At 56.0% G+C, this 12,684-nt stretch carries 7 protein-coding genes and 4 pseudogenes; 5 read left to right on the forward strand and 6 right to left on the reverse strand.

Annotation, left to right across the window (positions count from 1 at the left end; all coding sequences use genetic code 11):
- Positions 1-797 precede the first annotated feature (797 nt).
- Together AB3X89_RS28735 and AB3X89_RS28740 are read right to left on the reverse strand one after the other, a co-directional pair.
- A complete protein-coding gene (locus tag AB3X89_RS28735) occupies positions 798-983 on the reverse strand; it encodes a hypothetical protein (protein ID WP_368586312.1) in 186 nt (61 codons plus the stop codon).
- Between the two features lie 193 nt (positions 984-1,176).
- A complete protein-coding gene (locus AB3X89_RS28740; protein WP_368586313.1) occupies positions 1,177-1,878 on the reverse strand; it encodes a type IV secretion system protein in 702 nt (233 codons plus the stop codon).
- Between the two features lie 424 nt (positions 1,879-2,302).
- Here AB3X89_RS28740 and AB3X89_RS28745 point away from each other — a divergent pair, with 424 nt between their 5' ends.
- A complete protein-coding gene (locus AB3X89_RS28745; RefSeq protein ID WP_368586314.1) occupies positions 2,303-2,848 on the forward strand; it encodes a hypothetical protein in 546 nt (181 codons plus the stop codon).
- Positions 2,849-2,999: 151 nt separating this feature from the next.
- Here AB3X89_RS28745 and AB3X89_RS28750 read toward each other — a convergent pair whose 3' ends face one another.
- Positions 3,000-4,376, reverse strand: coding sequence for a replication initiation protein (locus AB3X89_RS28750; RefSeq protein ID WP_368586342.1), 1,377 nt, complete (start codon positions 4,374-4,376; stop codon positions 3,000-3,002).
- 836 nt (positions 4,377-5,212) lie between these two features.
- Here AB3X89_RS28750 and AB3X89_RS28755 point away from each other — a divergent pair.
- From AB3X89_RS28755 to AB3X89_RS28765, 3 genes are all read left to right on the forward strand, one after another.
- The gene (locus AB3X89_RS28755; RefSeq protein WP_184228696.1) at positions 5,213-6,421 is read left to right on the forward strand and encodes a ParA family protein; all 1,209 of its coding nucleotides are present in this window, start codon (positions 5,213-5,215) and stop codon (positions 6,419-6,421) included.
- Entirely contained in the window at positions 6,418-7,401 is a 984-nt protein-coding gene (locus AB3X89_RS28760; protein WP_368586315.1) for a ParB/RepB/Spo0J family partition protein, read from the forward strand. Before AB3X89_RS28755 ends, AB3X89_RS28760 begins: the two co-directional genes overlap by 4 nt.
- Before the next feature lie 2,575 nt (positions 7,402-9,976).
- A complete protein-coding gene (locus AB3X89_RS28765) occupies positions 9,977-10,306 on the forward strand; it encodes a helix-turn-helix domain-containing protein (protein WP_368586316.1) in 330 nt (109 codons plus the stop codon).
- A gap of 103 nt (positions 10,307-10,409) precedes the next feature.
- On the opposite strand, the pseudogene AB3X89_RS28770 reads toward AB3X89_RS28765, so the two are convergent.
- The 3 pseudogenes from AB3X89_RS28770 to AB3X89_RS28780 form a co-directional block, all read right to left on the reverse strand.
- Positions 10,410-10,694: pseudogene (locus AB3X89_RS28770) on the reverse strand (transposase); the annotation flags it as partial.
- Between the two features lie 44 nt (positions 10,695-10,738).
- Positions 10,739-11,287: pseudogene (locus AB3X89_RS28775) on the reverse strand (transposase); the annotation flags it as partial.
- Between the two features lie 7 nt (positions 11,288-11,294).
- Positions 11,295-11,564: pseudogene (locus AB3X89_RS28780) on the reverse strand (integrase core domain-containing protein); the annotation flags it as partial.
- 10 nt (positions 11,565-11,574) lie between these two features.
- Here AB3X89_RS28780 and AB3X89_RS28785 point away from each other — a divergent pair.
- Positions 11,575-11,763 (forward strand): annotated as a pseudogene (locus AB3X89_RS28785) (transposase); the annotation flags it as partial.
- Positions 11,764-12,684 lie beyond the last annotated feature (921 nt).

Here is a 12,684-nt window from a genome sequence, read left to right on the forward strand (position 1 = left end):
AGGAAATGACTCTCCCATATGCGATGCTCTTAATTCCTGCCCGATAAGTGCTTTCTAAATGCCCAGATAACTGTTCGGGAAAAGCTGAGGGTGACGGAGTACGACAACCACCGGGATTTAATGCCCATCGAAAATGGAAATTCATGCCTGCTTGAATTATCAGGCCAGGCGGACCCTCATAGCTGAGGGGCTCCTCCATTTGTATGTCGAAAGCCGGCTCTCAGGGAACGCCGCGGATGAGCAATCGTTTACGGAGGATACCTCGTCAGCTGCCGTCATTATCGCGATCAAGAGCTACGCCGCATGAAGCAGCAGCAACGGCTCTATCTTGACAGCACAGCGTGCGACTGGTTAATGCGTAGCTTTACCGCAGCCACATGCCTGCCCGCTAACGCTACATATTTATCCTTTTGTATAACCTTTGCGAGGAATGTTCAAGTCATTTACTAGCGACTGCTCGAAATCGCCACAGCTCATCGCGGCGCGATTGAACCGCGGTCCGACGAAAAGCAGACAGCGTTTTCGGTATCAAGCGAGCGACCGTGGGATCTTGGAGCGGTCATTGCCGGCGATACTGGGTGCGTGACCGCTTCACGCCCTGAGTCACTCAGTCAAGCTTTTTGGGGGGAAACCGTCGGGCTTGCAAGAAGGGGCGAGCCTCGCTTCCTCAGTGCATTCAGCCAGCCACTTTCTACGGCTCGCCTGAGCAATGCAGTGGTCACTCGAACGGCTGGTCCACTCCGCAACTCGCCCGATAGCCGATCTCGTTGAACTGTCCGGCGTGCTTGACTGTCCGATCAGGACTGGCCTGCGCCATAACGATGCGTGATGTATTCACCGCAAACTGCCAATATCTTTTTCACGTCGGATTTGCGATAGTCAAGACGGCTCAGGGCCAGGATCACTTGAACTAAACTGGCTTCATCATCGAACGGCGGTAATCCGAGAAACTGTTCAGCCACGTCGACCGAAAGCCGCGACAAGTCAGAGCGTTCCCGGGCACCGCAATTGCAACCGTTAGAGGAGAGCCAAAGCAGTACAGATTCGCAGACATGCGCTGCTTCAAGCCATCGCCCCGTTCTTGGCTGCCCTTCCCTGCAGCAGACACTGGCGAGCAAACCACCGTGACGCAGGCAAGAGCCGCGACCCACGAGGCGAGCGTGCGGGAGTCGATCATCATTGGGTCTTTTGGATTGAGAACAACGGATAGAAAACGCCGAACGTGTTCGTACCGAGCGCGTCTTCCGAAGTCGGGGGAATGATCTGGTAGCGGAACGTCAGGGCGTACTTCTGCACCACCGGCTTGTCAGTCGGCGATTGCGTCGTGCTTGTCGTGAACTCCACCACCGCGGTCGAGTCTTCGAGCATCGCGACGTTGGTCACGCGCACTTCACGCACCAGCTTCGGGTTGAGCGTGATCTGCTGGAACGGTGCATCCGTCTTGACCCAGTCGCCGAACTGGTTGCGGGCATTGCCGACCATCATGGCCTTCACGCCGTTGATGTTGCGAGCCATGCGCGATGTCTGGATGTCATCGGTGAGGACCGGCTCGATCGTGAACCATCGCTCGACGGTCTCACGAAGCGAGGTGCGGATAGCCTGATCGTCTGGCTTGTATGCCGTCAGTTGGGTAACGACAGCATGGCCGTTCGCGTCCCCCGACACACCATAGGCCTTCACGACGGACGGCGCTGGATTTCGGGTGTAGATTGCGCCGCCAGCAATGAACACGAGGATGAAGCAGAAGGTCTTCCAGTGGTTCGCTTCAACGCGCAGGCGCGAGCCGTTATCGAAGATGATCTTCTCGGGATCATCTTCGGAATAGCCCCCAGGGGCGGTAGACAGTGCTATCTGCTTTTTGCTGCGGAAAAGAGGCATGACGCTCGTTCCATTTGGACCGACTCCATTGAATCAGTCCGCATGGGAAGCAACTCATGCAAAAGAGGTGCGATTTGTGGGCGCTTTCTGGGCTGTGGGGCTCGGCGATGGGTCGCGTCAGCCGGCTAACGGGCTTAAGCCGAAATGATGACGATTTTGGGGTAGCTTTCGGGGCAACGACTGCGAGCGTATCGAATAGGATCGTGGCTGTTTACATGGGTTACATGGAACCGCACAGTCACGTCATTGATTTAAAACGAGAATGTCGAGCTTTCGGTGTCAGCCGGCTGACGGAAGTTTTGGCGACGTCCAATTCAAAATGCCAAGTTCCTCAATCGCGACATGTGATCGCCCGGTTGATGCTTGAGGTTCCTTGACATTCGAGCGTCCGGGTTAGCCTGAACTCATTTTGGAAAGATCCATTATGCAGACAGATTCACTTACGCTTCTTCAGCGAGAGGCTCTCGCCCAATACAACAGCCTGCGCCAACGGAAGACATCGATCATCATGTTCGGGCGGCTTTGCCGCTCGTTTTTGAATCGGGAAATTTGGCGATCGCAGTCTGAATTGGCCTCCGCCTTGGGCATTTCGAAACCACACGTCAGTCGGTTGCTGCGCGCAGCAAAAGTCCCAGACGAAGTTATCCACACTTTTGGCGACGCACATCGCATTTCCTTTGAATCCGTGGAAACACTCGCGAAGATTGAAAAGCGGACTGGGCGTATACTCTTGATAGCGCGCGCCGTGAGCTTTGGCGCCCGTTCCGACCTCAAGGTGCACGAGATACTCGCGGGCCTGGCTACTGGGTTTCTGGCGCCGATCCGACAACAGGTCGTGAGGCTCACACGCCATAAAGAGGAAGGTTACATCAGGCTGTACTCGCCGCAGTTGACCAGCATTTCGTCGGATCTTCCGCGTCTTGAGAGGGCAATCAACGCGGTTTTGATTGGAGTGTTGCAACTTATCTGATAGGCCGCCGGTCGGGGACGACGTGTCCGTTGAGCTTCGTCGTTTTCATCGCCTGGTCGGAATGCATGTCCGCAAAATTCGCACAGGAAAGACGCCGGCGGAAACACAGGACGTTCTGCGGCCAACATGCGTTACAAGTATCGAACTGAGACTAGCGAGACTTGCCAGACCTTGACCTGTTGAATACGTAGCCGGCGAATCCGTCTTTTAGGTCGGGGTACTTCTGGATCGTCGGTTCAGCCAAATCGCTGGTTGGATCGATGCCCAGTCGACGCAAAGTGAGTTTGCCGGCGGGCGTTACCTTATAGGTCCGTCGCCAGTCCTCTCGCTGTCGAGGTGTCGCTGCTTCATAAGCTTCCCATCCGCGCCGGACTTCTTCGACTCTACGGTCCTGAGCATGCACATCCTGGGCGGCGATCCGCAACGCCGCCCGATTGACAGCCTTTTCTTTCACTTCGACTTCGCGTTGTTCTGTCAGCGCCAACGTTTCCTGGATCTCTACCATCTGACGCTCAGCGTCGGAGATGATCCACCCCTCCTTCAGTGCCTTCATGAAGAATCCCGCCGGACTCTTCGACACCTTACCCAGTTTCAAGCTGAAGCGCGTGCGCTCGATTGCCTGCTCCAATCGTTCATCGTTGTAGGTGTCGCGCGATGCCGCGATCTGGTTGAGTTGAGCGCTGGATAGCCCGAACTCCTGCTTCAACGTTTGATAGATCGCTTGCGCCTGCTCGTGAGTATGAAGGATGCGCTCAGCCATCTCTTTGCGCTCAATGCGGAACTTCAGGCGACCGATTTTCCGAGACCCCTGCTCGTTGCGCGTCTCGTATGAAAGCCTCAGGTCGGAGACCTCGTTGATCTGCTCAATAGCAGGTACTAGCCAGTCTCGTTTGAAGTACTTGAACTCGTTTGCCTTGGCACCCATTGCCCCTTGCCACAAACGCAATTCATCGAGCGTAAGCCAATCCGTTTCTCCGTCATCGGCGTATGGAAGCAAGTGGTCGTACATGACCCGTGCGTAGCTGAGGGTGAAGAGTGACGTAATACGCAGGCTGAGCCAATGCGACTTGCCTGGACCACGAATGATGTCTATGAGATCCAGAGGTACTCGAAATTGGAAGCGGCCGCCAGAGTACGAGATGCGTCCGATCAGTTGTACTGAGCCAAAGGGCTTTTCGCCATCGGCGTCCGGAGCAGTGGTCGCCTGGATCAATGCTCGTTGGGCTTCTGTGATGACTTGCTCGAGATGGGTGTTGTTGCGACTCGAGTAACGCATAAGCCATTTGAAGTAATCCAGCTCAACGTCATAGAGGCTACGCACCTGTTCGTCCTGAGCAACGATGAAATACGCCGCATCGATCAGACGTCGCGCTGCGACGCCTAAATCGATAATTCGAATAAGGACGTTCTTTCGCGCGAAGCCAATATCGGATCGCGCTGTGTCGACCGGGAGATCCTGACCGGTTGCGTCGTCGAACAAAGCCAAGGCCAGTTGCCGAGATGTGGCTACTTGCCCTGCAGTTGTCATGCGGCCTCCAAGGTTGCGGTCAAGGATATCTGGAGCGGTACGGTACCGATGGGAAGGTGCGAAGTCAACACAGATCACCTCACCTTGCTCGACGGTCCACACAGAACACCTCACCTTTCACCCGCCCCTCGCCACAATTCGCCTCACCCTCGCGCCAAATCGCCTCACCTTGCTGCTCAATTTGGTTCACCTTGGGGTGGTAAACGCCTCACCCTAGCTCTCAATTAACAGCACCTTTGACACAATTCGCCTCACCTCGGGTATCTAACTTCCTGTTTTTTAAAGAAAGTCTGCTTTACGTTAGTTGTTTGTGGTTTTTGTTTATTTTGTAAACACTAACCACGGCGGGCCGAATGTGCGCGACGAACAAGCTGCCGCGGAGCGATGCAGTCTGCGTTTGTAAATGGGAAAGTGGGATTGGGCTGACGCAGAGACCTGGGATCTTTGACAAAAACGTCGTCGGCATGGCCTTCAGCGAAGGTGAGGCGAATTGTGTGGCGCACAAATGAGGGCCGAAATTTGGCGGCTTTTGAGTCCGGATAAGGTGAGGCGTTCTGTGTTGGCGGGTTTTATTTTTCGACTCCGGGCCCGTTAGTCGTCTCTCCCTTTGGCGATTTTCCGTTACAGTCTTCCGCTAATCAGATCGGGTAAGTAGTTGAAATAAAAGGAAATAAACGTTGGCGACGATTGAACTCGCTGTTCCAGTCAGATTTCAATGGCAATTCTGCAGTGGGATGAGTATTCTACGGTTCGACGCGTGATCCACCAATAACCGTAGAAATCGATGGTGAGCGTGAAGAAATCAGCTCACCTAGACAAAACATAGGAACTGCAAAATGAACTTGAGCGAATTGCCTGGGATAGACAGGCGCGTGAAGCTCTCCAATCTCGGTGAGTTCGCTGAGCGTCTGTCAGTCATGGCGAATGAACTACGCGACCAGATTCTGGCTCCGCGACCTCGCAAGAACCCTCCCGTCTTCACGATTGGGGAGTTGGCAGAGCTATGCGGTATCGACCGCCAGAAGATTAATTATCTGGCGACTAAGGAAGGTGGGGAGCTTCCGCCCGGCATGGCGCACGGCACAGGCAGGGCGCGCATCTTCTCTCTTAAGGATGTTCGCACGTGGGTACAGCAAGTATCTGACATCTACCAGACTCCGCTCGTCACCGGCACTCGTGAGCATCGTGGCCGCGTGTTGATCACTGCGAACTTCAAAGGGGGCTCCTGTAAAACCACTACGACCATGTGCCTGGCGCAAGGTTTGAGCCTGCGCGGTCGCAAAGTCCTTGTCATTGACCTCGATCCGCAGGCGTCCCTCTCGGAACTCTGCGGCTTGTATGCGGAAAAGGACGTGACGTGGGAGGACACGGTCCTCCCTTTCATCTACGACCCGAACATCGAAGGCGGACTCGCCGCGAAGGTTCAAAGTACATATTGGGATGGGCTCGACGTTATCCCTGCACACAATTACCTTCATGACGCGGAGTTTCATCTTCCTACGGCGCAACAGACAAACCCAGGCTTCGAATTCTGGTCTGTTCTTCGCAAGGGAGTTGAACCGCTGCGGGCCCAATACGACTACATCATTCTGGACACCGCCCCGTCTCTTTCGTACATGACCCTTAATGGCCTGATGGCGGCAGATTCGATGGTTATGCCATTGGTTCCGGAGAGCTTGGACTTTATCTCCTCGGTATCTTTCTGGTCTCTGTTCGCCGAAGTCGCGCATGGGTTCGTGGAGCATGAGGTCGATAAAACGTACGACTTCATCTCTGTCCTCCTGTCTCGAGTCGACTATGGAACAACATCATCAGCGCCGGTTGTCCGCTCCTGGTCTCAACGTGCATATGGGGACTGGCTTAATACAACGGAGGTTCCGGCCAGTTCCGTTATGAGCAACGGCGCGTTAGCCTTCTCGACGGTCTTCGACCTATCGCGTTCTGATGCTGTTGCGAAGACTTTGGCCCGGGTAAAGCAACCGCTGCTGGACTACTGCAAGTGGATCGATGATCAGTATGTTGCGCAATGGAGGGCCGGACAATGAGCAACTTGCGTGAGCGCATGATGAGCAAGACTGCTGAGGTCCGGGCAGCGAAAGACATCAAGCTTGACCAGCAGCAAGAAAAACCCACCAGCCCGCGAACCGCCCCTGGGATGGCAGGAGCGTTAGCTCAGGCACAACAGCGAATAGTCGAACTTGAGAAGGCAGGCACCGCGTCGGACGTAGCCGTTGCGGACATCGTTCCTAACCCGTGGCAGCCACGGAAGGTGTTCAACGAAGCCAAGATGACGCAACTCGCCGAATCGATTCGGGAAGCGGGGCTGGTTCAACCAATCGTAGTTCGACGGGCGGCGCCCGGCCATCAGATTGTTGCTGGCGAGAGGCGTTGGCGTGCCCACAAGATGATCGGGAAAGAGACGATCAAGGCTGTCATCATCGATCTTTCGGATGAAGAGATGGCGATGTTAGCCCTTGTGGAAAACGTCGTGCGCGACGACCTGTCCGACTATGAGATCGCTCGCTCTATTCGTAGCACCGAGAAAGAGTTTCCCAACCGGAAGCGTATGGCGGAAGGTCTGGGTATATCTCGTTCGGAGCTGTATCGCTTCCTCGCTTTTTCGGATCTTCCAGACTTTGTGGTCAAGGATCTAGATATACAGCCGAGACTCCTGGGGGCGAGTGCCGCAGAGGGCCTCGTTTCGGTCTTGCGGGACCAGAACCCAAAAACGGTCGAAGTGGCGCGAGAGGTATGGGCAAGAGTGGTGGCTGGGGAACTCGATCAATCGAAACTGGCGAGAACAATCAAGCAAGCCATCCAAAGCGGTGACAATGGATCGCGTAGTGTCAGTGACCGTAGCATCGAGAAAATTTTTGCGGGAAAGAACCAGGCCGGGTCGATTACGAAAGATGCTGTAGGATTTACCGTGAAGATTCGAGCCGGAATGCTTACGGACGAAAAAGAGAGGCAGATACGGATGCTCATCGCTGAGCTTTTTTCGGGCAGCAACAGCAGTGCTGAGTAAGGTAAAGGTGCCCCAAGAGGGCACTTTTTCTGGCCCCTCCTCAACTTCTGGCTGTGCGCGTGTCCCAACTTGGGACACGCGTCCCCCGTCGAAGAAAGGCTCAGCAATTTGGGGGATCATATCCCCTAGATTCGGAACTTTAGTTGTCGCGGACTGAAGGTGGCAGCGACGATCCTTTTTGCCGAGCGAGTGTCCCAAGTTGGGACACGTGTTTTTTCGGGCACTCTCTCGCCATCAATTTTGATTTACACAGCGCAGCACGTGCGGTCGAAGGCCCGCGTCGCGGCATAACCGCGCCGGGCGAAGGCCCCACATGAGGGCATAAGCCACGCCGCCTTCGCTGCAAGCGATCGTTGGATGCAACGGGAAGCGACTTAAACGTCGGCTCTTGCCTGCTCCTGAACGGTGGCGAGCATCATTGCATCGGTTGCCACCATTCGTGATCTTCGCCGCTGACAACAGATCCAGTTTGGCCGGACGCGGGCAGAGCCCCGCCGTTTGCGGCGAGAGAAGAAAGCGCGGACGCGAAAGGCGTCTTGACATTGTGTCAACACCGATACGGTTGCCTGCATGCAACGAACTTCAGGCGCACCGACCGAACTGATGCCAAAGGTGGCCGCAAGTGCTTCCTCTGTCGCATTTCCGGTCCTAGCCGGTCCGTCAATAACGACGTGCTGATGTAGCCGGTCAGACGCTAGGCTGGCCACGCGGGGATGTGCAAAGGACTAGCCCCATGGCGCGATAGCGAAGAAGCGGCATCGTCGGCCGAGGCCCCGTTCACCCCTGCAACAGAGCCTGAATGATCAGGCGCGTGGTTGCGCCCGCTTCTGCGAGAAGTGTGGCGCTCACGCAGATCACGAAGCGCGGCCACTACGACGGCTTCCCCTACCCACCAAAACAGAGCCGGGTCGATTTCAGGGTGCGCCGCGGAGTTCCAAGAGTCGCATCATGGAAGGTGCACAGGGCAACGTTCCGGTCAGTCACTGGGTGTTCCAAACGCCGCGCGACTCGAGCGGCATGATCCGCAAGCGACATCAACCATCGGCTTACTGGGCATTGACCGGTTTGCCGCGTTCTCCGATGGTTCGCGTCTTGAGGCGCTCAACGGATCAGGCGGTACTAGAGACGTCTCGCGCTTGCGCAGCGCTTGCTATGGAGGACCTGTAGACGCGCAGCATGGCGAAGTCGACTGCGGGCACGCTTGGGTATTTGGTCAAAACATACAGGCCAACTCTGTCCTGAACACAGTGATTCTCGAGTAGGACTGGGGCGACGTTCCGCGTCAACTTGAGCAAAAGCACGACTGAGAGGGTGGCTGGCTCGCTTCCGTGCCGAGCAGAAAAGCGAGACGCATCCCTCCGGCGGACACGTCTCAGCAAATAACCGCAACACATGGACGAAATTCCGCTTGTATTGCGTACGGCCACAGGGAACCCTGTCGATATGGCTGACACAATCAACATGCCGCGCCGCGGCGGAACGCTTTCAGCAGCGAAGAGCTGGACATGCCCCGGCTAATCTGTAGAGAGATGCGGCAGTCCGGTCGCTCTGGGAAACTGGAACCCGGCCGAAGCGACGACGCATGATGCTTGTCACGCGTAGCGCCGCAGGAATCTCCGGCCTTCAGGCCAAGGAGGATGGCGAATACGTACAAGCAGTTCTCGAGACGAGCTCGTAAGCGCGAGATGGTGGGTCTGCGGCGGCACGCCGCGCTAGACGCAGTATCTCGTCGACGCGCTCGCTCATCCACTCTCGCGAACTCTCGGTGTCGATGCAGAATGTGCCCTCGGGCGGCGCAAAGCAAAATCCCTGGCATAACTAAGGAGTTGCCGTCATGTTGCCTGAGGCTTAGTTGGAAACTCGAAATTCCCGCGGCAGAATTGCGCGCCGCCTCTGTGAAACATTGCCGAACAATTTCTGGCAGCTCCCAAGCCCCGTCTGTCAGCGCTCTTGCGGCTTTGACCGCAATTGTTTCACGGCTGGGTCCTCAATATGATCGGCAAAAAGACTAAGAGCTGTCGCTCGGACGGGGCCTTCGCCGCACGGACGCGTCGGACGTAGTGAACATTACGTAATTTGTAGCTTGCCGGATTCTGCGCGGCTGGCTGTCCGAGAGGACTTCTGTCAATGATGGAAGGCGGTATGACGAAACAAGACACTTCGCAGGCCGCCCATGGGCCCGACACAGAGAGATCGCCAACTTAGTGGAATTCATGCATACGGCGGATGCGCGAAGCGTCAATGCCTTGATGGTGGCGACCAACGGGGAAATCGGTCGGGGGCGTTAGGGATTGAGGAGGGAGGCGAGGGTGGGGCGGCATACCGCGAGGCACTGATTAAGCGCTCGGTACCGATATGTCGCCGCGATTCGAACGGGGCTTCGGTTGGCGCATTGTTGCGCAGATGCGGGCTCTCTAAAGGCTTGGCAGATTGAACGAAATTGGCCCAGATGCGCGTGAAGCCTCGTCGTTCACGGCGGGGAAGGAAAGCGCGGACGCCAAAGGCGTCCTTGACAACGCTTCGGTTCTGATACGCTTGAGCCATGCAACGACTCTAGGCCTTCAAGTTCGAACCGATGCCCAACGACGAAACGCAACGCAATATGCGCGAGTTGGCGGGCGCGTGCCGGTTCGTCTATAACGAGGCGTTGGCGTTGCAGGTCGAACGCCACAAGGGCGGCGATAAGAAGCTCGGCTACGCCGGCCTGTGCAAGCTGCTCACGGAGTGGCGCAACGGCGCGGAAGCACCGTGGCTCAACGATGCGCCAGTCCATCTGCTCCAGCAGGCCTTGAAGGACCTTGAGCACGTCTACACCAACTTCTTTGACAAGCGGGCCGAGTTCCCCCCATTTCAAACGAATGGGCGAGCAGGATGGGTTCCGCTACCCGGACCCGAAGCAGATTAAACGTAAGCGGTCCATCTTTAGCGTCTGGCAGTGATCGCCAGGAGCGAGGAGCATAGGCGTCCACCAATTTGGACTGACTCCCAGAAGTTGGACGGTTAGATGGCTACGCCTGACGGAATTGAGTCCGATATTTTACGGGGCTCATGCCCTGCAGTTTTAGCTTGATACGGTCATGGTTGTAGTACCAGATATAGTCCTTTATGCCGACCTCCAGCTCGTCAAGATTATCAAATTTGTTGAGATAAAAGAACTCCGCTTTGAGGGTGCCGAAGAAGCTCTCCATGGCGGCATTGTCATAGCAGTTGCCCTTGCGTGACATGCTTTGTGTGATCGAACGGTTCTCAAGAAGGCGACGGTACACCGCCATCTGATATTGCCAGCCCTGGTCGGGAGGTGTCAGTAATTTTGTGTGCCGAGGTCGGTTAAAAGATCTCAGCTCATGGCGTTCGTGAACCGCTCGCCGAACATAATGGCGAACTGATTGACTGCCTGCCGCCAGGTAATAGGCGGCATCTTCCAATCCTTTTCGATGTTGCGCAAGGCCAGATACAGCAGCTTGCTGGCGGCTTCGTCGCTGGGGAAGTGGCCGCGATTCTTGACGATCTTGCGCAACTGTATGTGCATGCTTTCAATCGCGTTTGTCGTATATATGATTTTGCGCACCTCTGGCGGATAGGCAAAGAACGGGATGACTTGCTCCCATTGGCGTTGCCACATCGGCGCGACGGTGGGGAATTTGCGGCCCCACCCGCTTTGTGCGAAGACCTCGAGCGCCGCTGCCGCCGCTACGGCCGTGGCGGCCTGATAGATCGGCTTGAGCGCGGCCGCCAGCAGCTTGCGGTCCTTCCAGCCCGCCAGATTCAGCGAATTGCGGATCAAATGCACGATGCAGGTCTGGATCTGCGCGGCCGGATACACCGCCTCGATCGCTTCCGGAAAGCCGCGCAGGCCGTCCACGACCGCAATCAGAATGTCGTGCAACCTGAAACTGCCGATAGTAAGCTTGCTCGGCTTCCGCCGGCGGGATGTCGCCGATCGGGCCGAACAGCCTACGAATGTTGAACCAGTCGACCCATTCAAGCGTTGCCAGGTCGACAGCTTGCTGCCTGCGCCGCGGGCCGCGCCGATGAATCAGCTCCGCTTTATACAGCCCGTTGATTGTCTCGGCCAGTGCGTTGTCGTACGAATTGCCAACTGTGTCGACTGCCGATTCGACGCCGGTTTCGGCCAGACGCTCCGTGTAGTGGATCGAAACGTAATTGGGGAGCCCGGTCACCGCAAGCGCGTTGGCCGCGAAAATGGGCGATGCAAAACGGTACGGATGCAGTTGCGATTTTGCGGCATCGGTTGGGCTCGTTCCGCGGCAATACAGTACGGGCGGCAAGACCAATCTTCTCAGGATCAGCCGGCGGAGCAACAAAAATGTCAGGCGCCTGCTCGTCCTGCCCGCTCGAGCCGCGGGGAGCGATCCCCAAAACGACGCCGAATAGATTTGGGCAAGCCAACTCGCCATCGAAAAAATCAGGGTTGCAAAGATGGGGTGGATCCAGATTTGGCACATCCATGCCGCTGGGTGGGGGGGGGGCGCGCCCATTGCATTAACGCGCATCTGCATCGTCGGCAAAAGAGAGCCTCACGTGATCCGGAAACTGTCCAAGGAAAAGCACGTTCGGTATGCCGCGTAGCCAACTATGCACTATTTGATGCACTCGTCAGTAAGTTCGCCGCTTTGGTCGCCCCTCGTCGCGGCAATCCGTGGTGTTGCACATCCAACATTGTCGGATATGCAACACAGCAAATCCCACAAATGATATTTGCCGGAAGATCCCGCAAGCGTTTTGGAGGGTAAGTACCCATCAATCATCCCGATCAGCAATGTGTGGAGATATCTCTCAGGTGTGTCGTGGCGTTGGCTCAACTATTGCATCTGCTGTCGCGGGGAAATTGAAGCTGGAGGTAACGAAGCGTGAACACCACACCAAAGCCTCACGAACCACAGACAAGATCTGCAAAAAATGATCGTCGACATTCTATTGCCGCGTCCACTCAAGGTGCCGCGCTACGCGTTATTAACGAACCGGCGCTCTGGATCATCAGTTCCATTCCGTTCCCTGAGCAGAAAGTTTTTTCCTGCGTTGCTGTGCAATCCGACGAACGATGTATCTCGCAAAGAAAGATACAAGGGCTCTGCACAGAATGAAGCTGTGCGGCGAAGTGAGCAGCATGGAGGACCGACATCAACGCGACGGTCAGGATGACCAGCAGAGTTCGTCGCACCTCCTAACCCATGATGTGACTGTTGAATACTTCTGAACTTATGCTGCAGGAGCGTCGAGTGCCGAAGCATCCTTCAATTCTTCGGGCGCTTTACCATGGTT

This window comes from Paraburkholderia sp. BR14320, assembly GCF_040948665.1.
GTDB classification, from domain to species: Bacteria; Pseudomonadota; Gammaproteobacteria; order Burkholderiales; family Burkholderiaceae; genus Paraburkholderia; species Paraburkholderia youngii.